Source organism: Micromonospora sp. NPDC002389 (genome assembly GCF_040296095.1).
Classification (GTDB): domain Bacteria; phylum Actinomycetota; class Actinomycetes; order Mycobacteriales; family Micromonosporaceae; genus Micromonospora.
Window position 1 is genome coordinate 97831 of sequence record NZ_JBEOWP010000001.1, and the last position, 17040, is coordinate 114870.

Annotated in this window: 19 protein-coding genes; 3 read left to right on the forward strand and 16 right to left on the reverse strand. The window is 70.0% G+C overall.

What is annotated here, in order from left to right; genetic code table 11:
- Positions 1-115 precede the first annotated feature (115 nt).
- Together ABT008_RS00440 and murA are read right to left on the reverse strand one after the other, a co-directional pair.
- Positions 116-964 carry a 3-hydroxyacyl-CoA dehydrogenase family protein gene (locus tag ABT008_RS00440; protein ID WP_350692412.1) on the reverse strand — a complete coding sequence of 283 codons (849 nt, stop codon included), beginning with the start codon at positions 962-964 and terminating at the stop codon, positions 116-118.
- A gap of 83 nt (positions 965-1047) precedes the next feature.
- Positions 1048-2490, reverse strand: coding sequence for a UDP-N-acetylglucosamine 1-carboxyvinyltransferase (murA, locus tag ABT008_RS00445; protein ID WP_350692414.1), 1443 nt, complete (start codon positions 2488-2490; stop codon positions 1048-1050).
- Here murA and ABT008_RS00450 point away from each other — a divergent pair.
- Positions 2489-3061 carry a cob(I)yrinic acid a,c-diamide adenosyltransferase gene (locus ABT008_RS00450; protein ID WP_350692415.1) on the forward strand — a complete coding sequence of 191 codons (573 nt, stop codon included), beginning with the start codon at positions 2489-2491 and terminating at the stop codon, positions 3059-3061. The genes murA and ABT008_RS00450 overlap by 2 nt on opposite strands.
- The gene (locus tag ABT008_RS00455; RefSeq protein WP_350692417.1) at positions 3037-3456 is read left to right on the forward strand and encodes a VOC family protein; all 420 of its coding nucleotides are present in this window, start codon (positions 3037-3039) and stop codon (positions 3454-3456) included. Before ABT008_RS00450 ends, ABT008_RS00455 begins: the two co-directional genes overlap by 25 nt.
- Before the next feature lie 31 nt (positions 3457-3487).
- On the opposite strand, the gene ABT008_RS00460 is transcribed toward ABT008_RS00455, so the two are convergent.
- The 14 genes from ABT008_RS00460 to glyA form a co-directional block, all read right to left on the reverse strand.
- Complete coding sequence (locus ABT008_RS00460; protein WP_350692418.1) at positions 3488-4294, reverse strand: SGNH/GDSL hydrolase family protein; 807 nt, start codon at positions 4292-4294, stop codon at positions 3488-3490.
- Between the two features lie 243 nt (positions 4295-4537).
- Positions 4538-4996, reverse strand: a complete 459-nt coding sequence (locus ABT008_RS00465) for a DUF2550 domain-containing protein (RefSeq protein WP_350692419.1) — start codon at positions 4994-4996, stop codon at positions 4538-4540.
- Between the two features lie 12 nt (positions 4997-5008).
- Positions 5009-5293 (reverse strand): F0F1 ATP synthase subunit epsilon, encoded by a 285-nt coding sequence (locus ABT008_RS00470; protein ID WP_350692420.1) that lies wholly within the window; start codon positions 5291-5293, stop codon positions 5009-5011.
- A gap of 89 nt (positions 5294-5382) precedes the next feature.
- The gene (locus ABT008_RS00475; protein WP_350692422.1) at positions 5383-6531 is read right to left on the reverse strand and encodes an LCP family protein; all 1149 of its coding nucleotides are present in this window, start codon (positions 6529-6531) and stop codon (positions 5383-5385) included.
- 226 nt (positions 6532-6757) lie between these two features.
- Entirely contained in the window at positions 6758-8212 is a 1455-nt protein-coding gene (atpD, locus tag ABT008_RS00480) for a F0F1 ATP synthase subunit beta (protein WP_502890305.1), read from the reverse strand.
- Entirely contained in the window at positions 8212-9150 is a 939-nt protein-coding gene (locus ABT008_RS00485) for a F0F1 ATP synthase subunit gamma (protein ID WP_350692426.1), read from the reverse strand. The genes atpD and ABT008_RS00485 overlap by 1 nt, the downstream gene beginning before the upstream one ends.
- Positions 9151-9159: 9 nt before the next feature.
- Positions 9160-10803 (reverse strand): F0F1 ATP synthase subunit alpha, encoded by a 1644-nt coding sequence (gene atpA, locus ABT008_RS00490; RefSeq protein WP_350692428.1) that lies wholly within the window; start codon positions 10801-10803, stop codon positions 9160-9162.
- 92 nt (positions 10804-10895) lie between these two features.
- Complete coding sequence (locus ABT008_RS00495; RefSeq protein ID WP_350692429.1) at positions 10896-11717, reverse strand: F0F1 ATP synthase subunit delta; 822 nt, start codon at positions 11715-11717, stop codon at positions 10896-10898.
- The gene (locus tag ABT008_RS00500) at positions 11717-12247 is read right to left on the reverse strand and encodes a F0F1 ATP synthase subunit B (protein ID WP_117225977.1); all 531 of its coding nucleotides are present in this window, start codon (positions 12245-12247) and stop codon (positions 11717-11719) included. Before ABT008_RS00500 ends, ABT008_RS00495 begins: the two co-directional genes overlap by 1 nt.
- 29 nt (positions 12248-12276) lie before the next feature.
- On the reverse strand, positions 12277-12498 hold the full coding sequence (gene atpE / locus ABT008_RS00505; protein WP_350692432.1) for an ATP synthase F0 subunit C: 222 nt from the start codon (positions 12496-12498) through the stop codon (positions 12277-12279).
- 89 nt (positions 12499-12587) lie between these two features.
- Positions 12588-13367 (reverse strand): F0F1 ATP synthase subunit A, encoded by a 780-nt coding sequence (atpB, locus tag ABT008_RS00510; RefSeq protein WP_350692434.1) that lies wholly within the window; start codon positions 13365-13367, stop codon positions 12588-12590.
- 42 nt (positions 13368-13409) lie between these two features.
- Positions 13410-13631, reverse strand: coding sequence for a hypothetical protein (locus ABT008_RS00515; protein WP_117225980.1), 222 nt, complete (start codon positions 13629-13631; stop codon positions 13410-13412).
- Between the two features lie 166 nt (positions 13632-13797).
- Positions 13798-14232, reverse strand: a complete 435-nt coding sequence (locus ABT008_RS00520) for a Cg1360 family ATP-synthase-associated protein (RefSeq protein ID WP_350692436.1) — start codon at positions 14230-14232, stop codon at positions 13798-13800.
- Positions 14229-15515: a serine hydroxymethyltransferase gene (gene glyA / locus ABT008_RS00525; RefSeq protein WP_350692438.1), complete on the reverse strand. Its 1287-nt coding sequence runs from the start codon at positions 15513-15515 to the stop codon at positions 14229-14231. The genes ABT008_RS00520 and glyA overlap by 4 nt, the downstream gene beginning before the upstream one ends.
- 35 nt (positions 15516-15550) lie before the next feature.
- On the opposite strand from glyA, the gene ABT008_RS00530 reads away from it, so the two are divergent.
- Positions 15551-17035: an SDR family oxidoreductase gene (locus ABT008_RS00530; protein WP_350692439.1), complete on the forward strand. Its 1485-nt coding sequence runs from the start codon at positions 15551-15553 to the stop codon at positions 17033-17035.
- Positions 17036-17040 lie beyond the last annotated feature (5 nt).

Genomic DNA, 17040 nt, shown 5'->3' on the forward strand with positions numbered 1-17040 from the left:
CGGTAGAGCAGGGGTCCCCTGTTAACAGCCCGACGACGCTCGACGGGCAACGCCGTTAAAAGGGGTCCCCTGCTATGCACGAGGCGTTAGCAGGGGACCCCTCCTTACATCCAGGTCAGTACGCGTAGAAGCCCTGGCCGGTCTTGCGGCCCAGGTCGCCGGCGGTGGCCATGCGCTGGAGCAGCTCCGGCGGGAAGAACTTCTCGTCACCGGTGTCGGTGTAGATGTTGCGGGTGGCGTTGAGCAGCACGTCGACGCCGGTCAGGTCGACGGTGGCGAGCGGGCCCATGGCGTGCCCGAAGCCGAGCTTGCAGGCGGTGTCCAGGTCCTCGGCGGAAATCACGCCGGTCTCGACCAGCCGGACCGCCTCCATCGCCAGAGCGGTGATCAGCCGGGTGGTGACGAAACCGGCGATGTCCCGGTTGACCACCACCACGGTCTTGCCGATCTCCTCGGCGAACGACTTCGCCGTGTCGAGCGTGGCGTCGGTGGTCTTGTAGCCCCGGATCAGCTCGCAGAGCTTCATCATCGGCACCGGCGAGAAGAAGTGGGTGCCGACGACCGCCTCGGGCCGTTCGGTGACCGCCGCGATCTGGGTGACCGGGATGGCCGAGGTGTTGGTGGCCAGCACCGCGTCGGACTTGCAGATCTTGTCCAGCGCGCGGAACACCTCGTGCTTGATCTCCAGCCGCTCGAAGACCGCCTCGACCACGATGTCCGCGTCGGCCGCCGCCTCCAGGTCGGTGGTGGCCGTGATCCGCCCCAGCGCCGCCTCGGCGTCGTCGGTGGAGATCTTGCCCTTCTCCGCGAACTTGCCCAGCGACGTACGGATGCCGTCCAGACCGCGCCGGGTGGCCGCGTCGTCCAGGTCCCGCAGCACCACCTGCCAGCCCGCCTGTGCCGCCACCTGTGCGATGCCCGAGCCCATCAGCCCGGCGCCCACGACCGCGAGTCGACCCGCCATCTGATAACTCCCTCGCTGCGATTTCGAGTGTCTGCCTGCACCCTAGTCGGCGAGCCTGAACGACGGCTAAGGAGAGCCGCCGCTCAGATGGTCAGTTCGGGTTCCTCAGGTGCGGTGGCGCGCTCCACCTCGATGCCGAGCGCCCGCAGGTCGGCCACGAAGTCGGGGTATCCCCGGTCGACGTGGTGCACGTGCGACACCTCGGTCACCCCGTCGGCGCAGAGCCCGGCGATGATCAGTCCGGCGCCGGCACGGATGTCGGTGGCGCGTACCGGTGCGCCGGAGAGCTGGTCGCGTCCGCGTACCACGGCGTGGTGCCCGTCGGTCTTGATGTCCGCGCCGAGCCGCATCATCTCGTTGGCGAACATGAACCGGCCGTCGAAGATGTTCTCGGTGATCAGGGACGCGCCCTCGCTGAGCGCGGCGAGCCCGATCGCCATCGGCAGCAGGTCGGTGGCGAAGCCCGGGTAGGGCAGCGTCACCACGTCCACCGCCCGGGGCCGGTCGTCCATGCGTACCCGGAAGGCGTCCGGCCGCGTCTCCACCAGGCCGCCGGCCGCGACCACCTTGTCCAGCGCGACCTCCAGGAAGGCCGGGTCGAGACCGGTCACGGTCACGTCGCCACGGGTCATCGCCGCGCCGAAGGCCCAGGTCCCGGCGACGATCCGGTCGCCCACCGTGGCGTGCCGGACCGGCTGCAACCGGGGTACGCCGACGATGGTGATCGTGGAGGTCCCCTCCCCCTCGATCAGCGCGCCCATCCGCTGGAGCATGGTGCAGATGTCCACGATCTCCGGCTCGCGGGCGGCGTTCTCGATCACGGTGGTGCCCTCGGCCAGCACCGCCGCCATGACCAGGTTCTCGGTCGCGCCGACGCTCGGGAAGTCCAGCGTAATCTCCGCGCCCCGCAGACCGTCCGGCGCGGCGGCGATCACGAAACCGTGTTCACCGGAGATGTCGGCGCCCATCCGGGTCAGCCCGGAGATGTGCATGTCCAGACCGCGCGAGCCGATCGCGTCGCCGCCCGGGTGGGCCACCCGGACGTAGCCGCGCCGGGCCAGCAGCGGCCCGAGTACGCAGATCGAGGCCCGCAGCCGACGGACCAGGTCGTAGTCGGCCTCGACGCCGGGCTGTTCCGGTACGTCGATGGTGACCGAGCGGGACCGGGGCACCCCGCCGACGGCGACCATCGGGTCCACCGGCTCGTCGGCGTCGAAGCGGACGCCGCAGCCGAGTCGGCGCAGCACCTCGCCCATGATGGCGATGTCGGTGATCCGGGGCACGTTGGTGATCACCGTCCGGCCCGGCGCCAGCAGCGCGGCTGCCATCAGCTTCAACGCGGAGTTCTTCGCGCCGACCACGTGCACGGTGCCGGCGAGCCGGGCGCCGCCGCGTACCCGGATGACGTCGACGTCGGCGACCGCCGCGTCACCCGCGTCACCCGGGCCGACCCCGCTGGACCAGCCCGTACCGGCCGTCGGCCGGGTCGGGATCGTCAGGTCCGGTATCCGTAGGCTGTGCGTCATGGCCGTCCACCTCACGCGCATCTACACCAAGGCCGGCGACGCCGGCATGACCAGGCTGAGCAACAACGAGCAGGTGCCGAAGAACGATCCACGGATCGCCGCGTACGCCGACGTGGACGAGTGCAACGCCACGATCGGTGTGGCGCTCGCCCTGGGTGGGCTCGACGACGGGTTGCGAGCGGTGCTGGGGCCGATCCAGAACGACCTGTTCGACGTGGGAGCCGACCTCTCCACCCCGGTCGAACCGGACCCGAAGTACCCGCCCCTGCGGGTGACCGAGGAGTACGTCGAGCGCCTCGAGGGCTGGTGCGACGAGTACAACGCGCGCCTGAGCAAGCTCGACTCCTTCATCCTCCCCGGCGGCACCGCGGGTGCGGCACTGCTGCACGCGGCGCGGACCGTCGCCCGGCGCGCCGAGCGGTCGGCATGGGCCCTCGTCGCACACGACCCCGACCGGACCAGCCATCTCCCGGCAAAGTATCTCAACCGGTTGTCGGATCTACTCTTTATTCTGGCAAGAACGGCAAATCCGGACGGAGACGTGCTATGGGTTCCGGGCGGAGGTCGTTGACGCTCGGAGCACTGCACCACGTGGAGGTCTGGGTACCCGACCTGGGCGCCTCGATGCGCAGTTGGGGCTGGCTCCTCGGCCAGTTGGGTTGGACCCCTTTCCAGGAGTGGCCGGCCGGTCGGTCCTGGCGGCTCGGCCCGACGTACCTGGTGCTGGAGGAGTCCCCCGCGCTCTCCGGGCGGCGGCACGACCGTCTCGCGCCCGGCCTGAACCACCTGGCCTTCCACGCCGGCTCACCGGCCGCCGTCGACCGCCTGGTCGCCACGGCCCCCGAGTACGGCTGGACGCTGCTGTTCCCCGACCGCCACCCGCATGCCGGCGGCCCCGACACGTACGCCGCCTACCTGACCGACGGGCAGGGGTACGAGGTGGAGCTGGTCGCCGCCACCTCGTGACCCCCGCCCCGTCGGTCGGGCCGGGCGTCGCTCAGCCGGCGACGGTACGGAAGACCGGGTAGTACCCGCCGGACTGGCCGGCCGCCGTCGGGTGGTAGGAGATGCCGATGTTGGCGAAGTTCAACGCGTGCAGCCACTTCTCGCCGTAGCTGCACAGTTGGTGGCCGACGAACTGGGAGCGGACGTCGGCGAACGCGAAGCCGGCGGCCAGGGCTGCGGTGCGGATGATGTCGTTCACCAGGTTGATGCCCTCGTTGATCTTCGTTCGGGAGGTCGCGCTGAGTCCCGCGCAGATCGTGCCGAGCTGATAGAAGACCGGGTAGCCGGTGACCACCACCCGGGCCGACGGCGCCCGGCTCTTGATTCCGTCGTAGACGGCGCGGAGCAGCCTCGGCAGGTCGGCCCGGGCCTTGGCCTGTGCCGCGTCGACCGCGGCGACGCACTCCGTGGTGCCCTGGAGCACGCAGGTGGTCATGATGGTGCCGAACCCGACGTCGTTGCCGCCGACGGTCACGCTGACCAGCGTGGTCCGGCTGGCCAGGGCCGAGAGCTGGGTGTTGACCACGCTGGTGGTGGTGGCGCCCGAGCAGGCGACCGAGCGGTACGACGCGGGGCCGACTCGGGCCGCGTAGAGCGCCGGGTAGGCGGCGGTGCTGCGCTGGCAGGAGCCGCTCTCGGAGGTGTAGCTGCCGGCGCCCACGCCGGAGGCGTACGAGTCGCCGAGGGCCACGTAGTGGTCGCTCGGTGCCGCCTGGGCGGGGGCGGCGGTCAGGCTGAGGGTGGTGGCGAGGGCGACGACCATGCTCGTGGCAAGCGTCGCCAGACGGGTTCTCCGCACGTCGTACTCCGGGGTAGCAGGGGGACGTTCGGAGATTGATACCACTAGATATTGATGAAGGGAAGATCTCTAGGAGGTTCCGCCGGGCGCCGGGCAGAGATCTGGCACAGATGTGCCACCACGGCACATGTGCGGTGGTGGTGGCGCAGGGGGCGGGGGCCGGTCAGACCGGCGCGGGCGACACACCGGGACACGGTCGGACACGGCACGCACTCGGTGCGTGCCGTGGACGTACGGGGTCGATCAGGCGGCGGGCCAGTCCTGAGAAGACGCCAGACGCGGCGAAGCCGCCCCCGGGGGGGCGGCTTCGAGCCAGGAGAGGAATCCGGTGACGGTGGATCGCGCCATGGCGATCTCGACCGGAGCATGCCCGCAGTTACACCGGAGAATGATCCAGTCCGACGGCATGGACATTCGTTCCTGCCCCTCGGGCAGCCGTCGTCGCTCCACGGTCAGGCCCTCGCGGGACAGCACCCGCTTGGGGCGTACGGCGAAACTCACCAGCCGGTACCAGCGGAGCTCGTCACCGGCGAAACGGCCGAAGCCGGGTGCCCAGCCCCGGCCGTCGAGCATGGTGGAGGTCCGGACGCTGAGTCGGATGATCCCGCCGCTGCGGGTCACCAGCGCCCGCCGGACGAAGAGGACCAGGATCGCGCCGAGGATCACGGCGACGCCGATTCCGATCCCTTCGACGATCTCCATCGGCGGGTCGGCTCAGTTGCCCTGGGAGGCGGAGGCCGGGGTCGCGGTCTCGGCGAGTACGGTCACGCCCCGCTCGTTCACCGAGAGGAAGCCGCCGGCCACCTCGTAGACGACCTGCTCACCGCCGGGCAGCTTGATGCGCACCTGGCCGGAGTCGGCGAGCTGGCCGAGCAGGGGCGCGTGCCCCGGCAGCACACCCAGCTCACCCTCGGTCGTACGGGCCATGACCATCTCGGCCTCGCCCGACCAGACCTTCTCCTCGACGGCCACGAGCTGGACGTTAAGGTGCTGTGCCACGCTGTCTCCTTGCTGAGGCGGCGGATTGGGGAAAGTCTAGTCGCGGCCCTGACCTGTGCTTCATGCGGGTGCCGGGAGCCGCGCCCCGATCAGCCCTTGTTGACGAACTTGGGATGTTCGAGGAGGAACGGGTCCAGGAGTTCCCGCTCCAACGCGACGAAGAAGTCGTCCACCTCGGGCTCGAACCGTTCACCGAGGTACTTGCCGTTCTGCATGACCCCGCCACCCGGCAGCTTGATCATCTGGATGTTGCCGGGGCGGATGTCCTTCAGCGCGAGACCGAAGTCGATCACGCTGTGCCCCCGGCCGCTGAAGATCAGCGACTCACCGGCCGCCCGCAGCACCCGGTCCAGCTTCACCGGGTTGGTCACCACGTCGGCGCTGAGCGCCTGACCGGCCATCGCCTTGACGAACTGCTGCTGGTGCCGCTGCCGGCCGTAGTCGCCGTCCGGCACGCCGTTCTCCGGGTAGCGCTGGCGGACGTAGTCCAGCGCCTGCCAGCCCTGCAGGTGCTGCTTGCCCTTCGGGTAGATCGCCTGCGGCCCGATGTAGCCCCCACCGCCGGGCCGACCCTCACGGTGCTTGCCGTCCGGCTGGCGGTGCCGGGAGCGGACCTCCCGCTCGATGTTCATCGTGACGCCGCCCATCGCGTCGACGATCTTCTGGAAGCCGGAGAAGTTGATGATCGCGCCGGCGTCGAAGCGCTCGATGCCGGTGACCTCCTGCGCGGTGAGGGCGAGCAGCTCGAAGCCGCGTGCCGCATCCGGCTTACCGTTGGGCACCCGGCTGCCGAACGACATCGCCGCGTTCAGCTTGGTGGTGCTGCCGTTGAAGTTCGCCTTGGGGAAGGCGGGGATCTCGACGTACAGGTCCCGCGGCAGCGAGAAGAGGTACGCCCGGTCCATCTCCTTCGGCACGTGCAGGATCATGATGGCGTCGCTCAGCGGCGGACGGTCGTCCCGGACCGGGTCGATGCCGACCAGCAGGATGTTCAGCGGGCCCTCGATGTCGCTCTTGGCCTCGCCCGCCGCCTGGTCACCGAAGAGGTCGGCCTTGCCGATCGCCCCCTCGTAGCGGGCCATCAGCGCCTCGGCGCCCACCAGCGACGTGCCGCTGACCATCATCAGCACCACCCCGAAGATGGTGCAGAGCTTTGCCCACAGCGGTACGCCCTGCCAGATCGACTTCTTCTTGCCACCACGCTTGCCGCGCGTGCCGCCGCTGCCGGCCTTACCCACAAGCTTCTCCGTTCGTCGCGCCCCCGGGAGGGTACGGGTGCGCGTAGCCGAAAGGTTTAAGTCGTTCGCCGCTCATCCGCGCCTGAGCTGGACTAGACGGTATCTCGGGCGCGGCGTGATCGCCGAGCACGGGAAACCGGGCAGCGAGCATGGTACGTCCCGCAGATGAACGAAAGACCGTCCCGGCGTGAACCGGGACGGCCTTTCTTCGTTTCGGACCGAAGGGTCAGCCCTTCATCAGCTCGGCGGCCTTCTTCTCCAGGTCGTCGAGCCCACCGCACATGAAGAACGCCTGCTCGGGGAAGTGGTCGTACTCGCCCTCGCTGATCTTCCGGAACGCCTCGATGGTCTCCTTGATCGGGACCGTCGAGCCCGGCACACCGGTGAACTGCTCCGCCGCGTAGGTGTTCTGCGACAGGAAGCGCTCGATCCGACGGGCCCGCTGGACCGTGATCTTGTCTTCCTCGGAGAGCTCCTCGATACCGAGGATGGCGATGATGTCCTGCAGGTCCTTGTAGCGCTGGAGGATCCGCTTGACCTCACTGGCCACCTGGAAGTGCTCTTGGCCGACGAACTCCGGGGCGAGGATCCGCGACGAGGACGCCAGCGGGTCCACCGCCGGGTAGATGCCCTTGTCGGAGATGGACCGCTCCAGGTTGGTGGTGGCGTCCAGGTGGGCGAAGGTGGTGGCCGGAGCGGGGTCGGTGTAGTCGTCCGCCGGCACGTAGATCGCCTGCATCGAGGTGATGGCCTGGCCCTTGACGGACGTGATCCGCTCCTGGAGCTCGCCCATCTCGTCGGCCAGGGTCGGCTGGTAACCCACCGCGCTGGGCATCCGGCCCAGCAGGGTGGAGACCTCGGAACCGGCCTGGGTGAAGCGGAAGATGTTGTCGATGAAGAGCAGCACCTCCTGCTTCTGCACGTCACGGAAGTACTCCGCCATGGTCAGCGCGGAGAGCGCGACGCGCAACCGGGTGCCCGGCGGCTCGTCCATCTGGCCGTAGACCAGCGCGGTCTTGTCGATGACGCCGGACTCGGTCATCTCGTGGATGAGGTCGTTGCCCTCACGGGTCCGCTCACCCACACCGGCGAAGACGGAGGTACCACCGAAGTTCCGGGCGACCCGGGTGATCATCTCCTGGATGAGCACCGTCTTGCCCACGCCGGCACCGCCGAACAGGCCGATCTTGCCACCCTTGACGTACGGGGCGAGCAGGTCGATGACCTTGATGCCGGTCTCCAGCATCTCGGTCTTGGGCTCCAGGTCCGCGAAGGCCGGGGCCTTGCGGTGGATGCCCCAGTGGTCGTCGGCCTGGATGGTCTCGCCCTCGGTGAGGTTGAGGCACTCGCCGATCGCGTTGAAGACGTGGCCCTTGACCGCGTCGCCGACCGGCACCCGGATCGGGAACGCGGTGTCGCGCACCTCGGCGCCGCGCACCAGGCCGTCGGTGGGCTGCATCGAGATCGCGCGGACCAGGTTGTCACCCAGGTGCTGGGCGACCTCCAGGGTCAGCGTCTTCTCGCCGCCGGAGAGGGTCACGTTGACGTGCAGCGCGTTGAACAGGTCCGGCATGGCGTCGCGCGGGAACTCGGCGTCGACGACCGGGCCGATGACCCGGACCACGCGACCCGTGGCCGTCTTGGTCTCGGCTGGTCCCCCAGCCGCGATGGAAACAGTCATCACACTTCACTTCCCGACGCGGCCAGCGCGTTAGCGCCGCCGACGATCTCACTGATCTCCTGGGTGATCCCGGCCTGGCGGGCCGAGTTCATCTCACGCGTGTACTTGTCGATCATCTCTTCGGCGTTGTCGGTGGCGCTCTTCATCGCCCGCCGCCGGGCCGCCGACTCGCTCGCCGCCGACTCCAGCAACGCCGCGTAGATCCGCGTGTTGATGTACTTCGGCAGCAGCGCGTCGAGCAGTTCCTCCGGGTTCGGCTCGAACTCGTAGTCGGGCAGCAGCCCGGGGGCCGCCTCCGACCGAGGCCGCTCCTCCACCTGCAACGGACCGATGATCCGGGTGACCGGCGTCTGCGTCATCAGGGACTTGAACTCGGTGAAGACGATGTGCAACTCGTCCACCCCGAGCACCCCGTCCGCACCCGGACCGCCGTCGATGTCGTCCGCGCCGGCCGAGAACGCCTTCACCAGCGTCTCGCCCACCTCGCGGGCGTCGGCGAACGACGGCTGCTCGGAGAAGCCGGTCCAGCTCGCCTCGATCGGCCGGTTCCGGAACCGGTAGAACGACACGCCCTTGCGCCCGACGACGTAGAGCACCGGCTCCTTGCCGTCCTCCCGCAGCCGGGCGATCAGCGACTCCGCCGTCTTGATGGCGTTGGAGCTGTAACCGCCGGCCAGACCCCGGTCGGCGGTCACCAGCAGCACGCCCGCCCGCCGTACCCGCTCGCGCGGGGTCAGCAGCGGGTGGTCGACCGACGCGTTGGACGCCAGCGCCGTGAGGACGCCGGTGATGGCCCGGGCGTACGGCAGGGACGCCTCCACCCGGGCCTGGGCCTTGGCGATCCGGCTCGTCGCCACGAGCTCCATCGCCTTGGTGATCTTCTTCATCCCCTTCGCCGAGCGAATGCGTTGACGAAGAACACGTACCTGCGCCGCCATGGCCCGGCCCTAACGCTTCTGGGCCGGCGCAGCGCTGTAACGGGTGACCGTCTCCTGCTCGGCCTCGCCCTCCAGCGGCGCCGCCGGCGCCTCGTTGATCGTGCGCTCGTCCTCCCGGCCGAGGAAGCCCTGCTTGAACTCCGTGACGGCCGCGTCGAGGGTGGCGATGATCTCGTCGTCCCACTTGTTGTCCGCGATCGCCAGCAGGGTGCCGTTGTGCTTGCGCCGCAGGTGCTCCAGGAACTGGGTCTCGAAGCGCCGCACGTCACCCACCGGGATGTCGTCCAGCTTGCCCTCGGTGCCGGACCAGACCGAGATGACCTGCTCCTGCACCGGGTACGGCGAGTAGTTCGGCTGCTTGAGCAGCTCCACCAGGCGGGCACCGCGGTCCAGCTGGGCGCGGGAGGCCTTGTCCAGGTCGGAGGCGAAGGCGGCGAACGCCTCCAGCTCGCGATACTGGGCGAGGTTGAGCCGCAGCGAACCCGAGACCTTCTTCATCGGCTTCACCTGCGCGGCGCCACCGACCCGGGAGACCGAGGTACCGACGTTGATAGCCGGCCGGACGCCCTGGTTGAACAGGTCGGTCTCCAGGAAGATCTGGCCGTCGGTGATCGAGATGACGTTGGTCGGGATGAAGGCCGAGATGTCGTTGGCCTTCGTCTCGATGATCGGCAGACCGGTCATCGACCCGCCGCCCATCTCGTCGGAGAGCTTCGCGCAGCGCTCCAGCAGGCGGGAGTGCAGATAGAAGACGTCACCCGGGTACGCCTCACGGCCCGGCGGGCGACGCAGCAGCAGCGACACGGCCCGGTACGCCTCGGCCTGCTTGCTCAGGTCGTCGAAGACGATCAGGACGTGCTTGCCGCCGTACATCCAGTGCTGACCGATGGACGAGCCGGTGTACGGGGCGAGGTACTTGAAGCCGGCCGGGTCGGAGGCCGGGGAGGCGACGATGGTGGTGTACTCCATCGCGCCCGCCTCCTCCAACTGCCCCTTGATCGAGGCGATGGTGGAGGCCTTCTGGCCGATGGCGACGTAGATGCAGCGGACCTGCTTCGTCGGGTCGCCGGAGGCCCAGTTCTCGCGCTGGTTGAGGATGGCGTCCAGGGCGACCGTGGTCTTACCGGTCTTCCGGTCACCGATGATCAGCTGCCGCTGGCCCCGACCGATCGGGGTCATCGCGTCGATGGCCTTGATGCCGGTCTGCATCGGCTCGAAGACGGACTGCCGGGCCATCACGTTCGGGGCCTGGAGCTCCAGCTCGCGGTAGCCCTCGTCGGCGATCTCGCCGAGGCCGTCGATCGGAGCGCCGAGCGCGTCGACCACGCGGCCCAGGAAGGCGTCACCGACCGGCACGGAGAGCACCCGGCCGGTGCGCTTGACCCGCTGGCCCTCCTCAAGACCGGCGTAGTCGCCCAGGACGACGACACCGATCTCCCGGACGTCGAGGTTCAGCGCCACGCCGAGCGTGCCGTCCTCGAACTCGAGCAGCTCGTTGGTCATGGTCGAGGGCAGGCCCTCGACGTGGGCGATACCGTCGCCGGTGTCGGCGACGGTGCCGACCTCCTCACGGGAGACGTCGGGCGAATAGGAGGAGACGTAGCGCTCCAGGGCGCCGCGGATCTCCTCCGTCGAGATGGTCAGCTCGGCCATCCTCTGCTTCCTTAAGTATCAGGGGCCCGGGATACCTAGTACCGACCGGTCCTCGGGTCGACTGTTATTCCGGGCGCTTCGCGGGGTGCTGGTCAGCGCTTCGCGAGCGCGTTACGGGTCTCGTTGAGGCGGCGCAGGATCGTCCCGTCGTACAGGTCCGAACCCACCCGGACGCTCGCTCCGCCGAGGATCGTCGGGTCAACCGTAAGCTTCACGGCGACCGCCCGGCCGTAGATGGCCGAGAGCTGGTTGGTGAGCCGGCTCTCCTCGTCCGCGGACAGCGGCGCCGCGACCGTCACGTACGCGACCTGCCGGTCACGCCGCTCGGCCGCCAGCTCCACCAGCCGGGACAGCGCGGCGGAGAACGACCGACCGCCGAAGCCGGCCAGCGCCGCCTCCACCAGTCGCACCGTCACCGGCCGGGCCTTGCCCGTCAGGAGCATCCCGATCAGCTCGGCCCGCTGGGCCACCGGGGCCACCGGGTCGGACAGGGCGTTGGAGAGCTGCGGGTCCGCCGCGACCACCTGGCCGAAGCGGAACAGCTCGTCCTCGACCTCACCGAGCTCGTCGGCGCGGTCCGCGCTGGCGAGCAGGGCCTGCACGCCGAGCCGCTCGGCACCGTCGAGCAGCTCCGACGGTGCCGACCACCGACCGGCGACCAGCACACCGAGCAGGTCGAGCGCGTCCGCGCCGACCTTGCCGGAGAGCACCGAGCCGAGCAGGCCGCTGCGGTCCGTGCCCGGGCGGGCCGGGTCGGAGAGCGCCCGGCGCAGCCGGACCTCCCGCCGCAGCAGGTCCGCCACGGCGAGCAGTTCGGCACCGGTGGTGGCGAGAGCCGTCGAATCGGCGCCCCGGACGTACTCCTCCAGCCGCTGACTCGCGACGGTGTAGGACTCCCGGCTGGCGGCCTGCATCAGCGGGCCCCCGCGCTCTCGAGGTCGGTGAGGAAGCGCTCGACGGTGCCCTTACGGCGGGCCTCGTCGGCGAGCGACTCGCCCACGATCCGACCGGCCAGGTCGACCGCGAGACCGCCGACCTCCGCGCGCAGCTCGCGCACGATGGTCTGACGCTCGACGGCCAGCGACTCCCGGCCGGCGGCGATGATCCGGTCGGACTCCTCCCGCGCCTTGGCGAGGATGTCGGTGCGGATCGACTCGGCGTCGGCACGGGCGTCGTCCCGGATCCGCGCCGCCTCGGTACGCACCTCGGCGAGCTGGGCCCGGTACTGCTCAAGCAGTTGGTTGGCCTCGGCCTGCGCCGCCTCGGCGCGCTTGAGGCCACCCTCGATCGCCTCGACCCGCGCCTGGTACATCGCCTCGATACGCGGCATGACGAACTTCAGCAGCACGAAGCAGAGCAGGGCGAAGGCGATCGTGCCGATCACCAGCTCCTGCCACAGCGGAATGAGCGGGTGGTGCTCCACACCTTCGGCGGCGACAAACATTTCAGACCTCCGGGTCGGGAAGCGGACGGTCAGACAGCGAAGGCGAGCACCAGGCCGAACAGGGCGAGCGCCTCGACCAGGGCGAAGCCCAGGACCAGCCAGGTCCGGTTGTAGCCGGCCGACTCGGGCTGACGGGCGCTGGAGTTGATGTACGCAACGAAGATCAGAGCCACGCCGATCGCGGGGCCGACGGCGGCGAGGCCGTAGCCGATCGTGTTGACGTTACCCTCGATCGCAGCGAGAACAGTCATTGCCGGTATTCCTCCTGTTTGACACGTGAGGTTTCACGCGTACACGGTCGTACCTGAAGCTTCGGCGGGTGCCCCGCCGGTGGATCGGATCAGTGCTCGGACGCGATCGCCGACCCCATGTAGTTGGCGCTCAGCGTGACGAAGACGTATGCCTGCAACAGCGCGATCAGCACCTCGAAGAAGGCCATCACGATCGCCATGATGAAGGAGAAGATCGAGGTCGCCTGGATGAAGATGTTGTCCGAGGCGAGCAGCACGAAGCCACCGATGGTGAAGACCAGCAGGATCAGGTGACCGGCGAACATGTTGGCGAAGAGACGCACCGCCAGCGTGACCGGCCGGTTGATGAAGGTCTGCAGGAACTCGATCGGGATCAGCAGGATGTGCATCGGCCACGGGATGCCCGGCAGGATCAGGCTCTGCTTGAGGTAGCCGCCGACACCGTGCTTGCGCATGCCGAGGTAGATGTACATCACGTAGGTGATCGCCGCGAGCACGATCGGGAAGGCGATGTGCGAGTTCGGCGAGATCTGCAACCCCGGGATGATGCCGAAGAGGTTGGTCAACGCGACGTAGCAGAACAGCACCGTGAAATAGGGCGCGAACTTGACGCCCGCGCTGCCCATCTGTTCCTTGGCGATGTTGTCCCGGACCAGGCCGTAGATCGACTCGGCCATCCACTGGCCCTTGGTCGGCACCAGCTTCGGGTTCCGATAGGTGACCATGAAAAAGATGATCAGCAGCCCGACGGCCAGCCAGATCATGAGGGTGAACTTGGTGACGAATGGGCCGGCCACTTCCGGCAGATAGAAGTCCGAGACCCCCGGGGGCCAGGGCAGCCCTTCAGCGGCGACAAGCTGTGCGCTCACCGTGTCATCCTCCGCACTCGACAGACCCGCGCGTGCCGAAACTCAGGCACCGAGCCTCTTCATGATCAGGTAGATCGCTCCGGCTGCGCCGAGCATCATGCCCACGCCGATCCCGATGCCGGTCGGCAGGCCGAGGAACGTCCCCGCCAACCAGCCGAGGAATCCCCACACCAGGATGCCGGCGAGCAGGTAGCCAAGAACGGCTCCGGCAACGCCTTCCGACGAGTGCTCGTCGGAGCTTCCGCGATGAGGGTTGTCGGCCATGACGAGGCGAACTTTATCAGCCGGGGGTTTCGCGAGTGTGCGGCACCCCCCACACTGCCGAGCAGCGTGCGGGCGATCGATACGGCGCCTCAAGCCGCGCTCAGCTTACTCCTGCAGAGCCCGCCGGGAAGGGGGGCGAAACGCCGGGCGAACACCGGCCGTACGGTCAGTGACCCGACGCCCGGTCGACGGTGGGCAGCGGGGAGCGCCAGGCCCAGGTGGTGTGCGCGACGATCCACACCAGCACGCCCGCGATGATCGCCACCCCCATGTCGGGCAGTCCGGGCCAGCCGGTCCGCGCCACGGCGGCCATCACCACGCCCAGGAAGACCATCTTGGTGGCGTAGGTGACCAGCCCCACCGGCATGACCATCTTCGGGCTGACCGCGTCCGCCCAGGCCACCGAGAGCCCGGAGACCAGGTAGCTCACCACCACCAGGCCGATCCCGGCGGCCACCCCGGCCGCGCCGGTCGGGCCCCGCAGCAGCGCGGCGATCGGTACGCCGACCACGGCCAGCCCGGCGCAGGCCAGCAGCGGCAGGCGCAGGTGCGGCAGGCGGGCACGGATGGCGCCGGGCTCCCCCGCGCGAGGCGCGGTCATCGGGGGTACGCCGGGAACTCGGCGACCAGCTCGGCCACATCGGAGGCGACGCGGGCCAGTTCGTCGGTGCCGCCCGGCGCCGCCGGATCGGTGCGTAGCGCCCGTGCGATCAGCTCGGCGACCTGGCGCATCTGCGGCTCGCCCATGCCCTGCGTGGTGACGCTCGGGGTGCCCACCCGGATGCCGGAGGCGACCATCGGCTTCTGCGGGTCGTACGGGATGGCGTTCTTGTTCAGCGTGATGGTCGCCGCGTCGCAGCGGGCCTCCGCCTGCGCCCCGGTCACCCCGGTCTCCCGCAGGTCGACCAGGGCCAGGTGGGTGTCGGTGCCGCCGGAGACCGGTCGCATCCCCTCCGCCGCCAGCCCGTCGGCGAGCGCCTGCGCGTTGGCCACCACCTGTGCGGCGTACGTGCGGTACTCCGGCTGCGCCGCCTCGCGCAGCGCGACGGCCTTGGCCGCCACCGCGTGCATCAACGGCCCGCCCTGGGTGAACGGGAAGACCGCCTTGTCGATCCGGTCGGCCAGCGACTCGCGGCAGAGGATGATCCCTCCGCGCGGACCGCGCAGCACCTTGTGCGTGGTCGCGCAGACCACGTCGGCGTACGGGACCGGGGAGGGGATGGCCTGCCCGGCGACCAGCCCGATGAAGTGCGCCGCGTCCACCATCAGGTACGCGCCCACCTCGTCGGCGATCTCCCGGAACGCGGCGAAGTCGATCAGCCTCGGGTACGCCGTCGCGCCACAGATGATCATCTTCGGTCGGTGGGTCCGGGCCAGGTCGCGGACCTCGTCGTAGTCGATCAGCTCGGTGTCCCGTCGGACGGTGTAGCCGACCGTGTCGAACCACTTGCCGGAGAAGTTCACCCGGCTGCCGTGGGTCAGGTGGCCGCCGTGCGGCAACTCCATCGCCAGCACCGCGTCACCCGGCTGCACCAGTGCCGCGTACGCGGCCAGGTTGGCGCTCGCACCCGAGTGCGGCTGGAGGTTGGCGTGCTCGGCGCCGAACAGCTCCCGGGCCCGGGCGATACCCAGCTCCTCGGCCCGGTCCACCTGGGCGCAACCGCCGTAGTAGCGCCGACCCGGGTAGCCCTCGGCGTACTTGTTCGTCAGCGTCGAGCCGAGCGCGGCCAGCACCGCCGGGGAGGTGAGGTTCTCGCTGGCGATCAGTTGCAGACCGCCCCGCAGCCGGTCCAGCTCGCCGAGCACCACCTCCGCGATCTCGGGGTCGGTGGTGCTGAGCTGCTCGAAGTCGGGCCCCCAGAAGGTGCCCTTACCGGTCTCCACAGCGCCCGAGTCTATTCGGCCGCACACTGGAGGCCGTGAGATGCCTGGTGACCGGTGCGACGGGATACATCGGCGGGCGGCTGGCGCCCCGCCTGCTGGCCGAGGGACACACGGTGCGCTGCCTGGCCCGGCGGGCCAGACGGCTGCGGGACGTGCCGTGGGCCGGGCAGGTCGAGATCGCCGAGGGCGACCTGAGCCGGCCGGAGAGCCTGGTCGGGGTCTTCGACGACGTCGACGTCGCGTACTACCTGGTGCACGCGCTCGGGCAGGCCGATTTCGAGGACGCCGACCGGCAGGCCGCGTCGGCATTCGCGGAGGCGGCGCACGCGGCGGGCGTACGCCGGATCGTCTACCTCGGCGGCCCGGAGCCGGCCGTCGGCGACGCGGCCTCGGCGCACCTGCGTTCGCGGACCGAGGTGGGCCGGATCCTGCTGGACAGCGGCGTGCCCACGGTGGTGCTGCGTGCGGCGGTGATCATCGGGTCCGGCTCGGCCTCGTTCGAGATGCTGCGTTACCTGACCGAACGGCTGCCGGTGATGGTCACCCCACGCTGGGTGTCCAACCGGGTGCAGCCGATCGCCGTCCGGGACGTGCTGCGTTACCTGGTCGGCTGTGTGGCCCTGCCGCCGGAGGTGAACCGGGCCTTCGACATCGCCGGCCCGGACGTGCTCACCTTCGGCGACATGATGCAGCGGTACGCCCGGGTGGCCGGGCTGAGCCGCCGGGTCCTGCTGCCGGTGCGCGCGCTGACGCCCCGGCTCTCCTCGCACTGGGTCGGGTTGGTCACGCCGGTGCCGAACGCGCTCGCCCGTCCGCTGGTGGAGAGCCTGGTGCACGAGGCGGTGGCGCACGAACACGACATCGCGGCGTACCTGCCGGACCCGCCGGAGGGGCTGACCGGCTTCGACCGGGCGGTGGAGCTGGCGCTGGCCAAGGTCCGCGACGCCGAGGTCGAGACCCGGTGGTCGTCGGCGGCGGGACGGGACGCCCCGGCCGAGCCGCTGCCCAGCGACCCGGAGTGGAGCGGCGGCAGCGTCTACACCGACGTACGGGAGCAGGCGGTGACAGCCTCGCCGGAGGCGCTGTGGCGGGTCATCGAGGGGGTCGGCGGCCAGCACGGCTGGTACTCGTTCCCGCTGGCCTGGTCGGTGCGCGGCTGGCTGGACCGGCTGGTGGGCGGCGTCGGGCTGCGCCGGGGCCGACGGCATCCGCACCAACTGCGGGTGGGTGAGGCGCTGGACTTCTGGCGGGTGGAGGAGATCGTCCCCGGTGAGCTGCTGCGGCTGCGGGCCGAGATGCGGCTGCCCGGCCGGGCCTGGTTGGAGATGCAGGTGCAGCGCGACGACGACGGGCAGGTCCGGTACCGCCAACGGGCCGTGTTCCTCCCCCGGGGGCTGGGCGGGCACGCGTACTGGGTCGCGGTGGCGCCGTTCCACGCGGTGGTCTTCGGCGGGATGGCCCGCAACATCGCCGCCGACGCCGAGCGGACCGCCGTCGAGGCGCCCCCGGCCGCGCGCTGACCGAC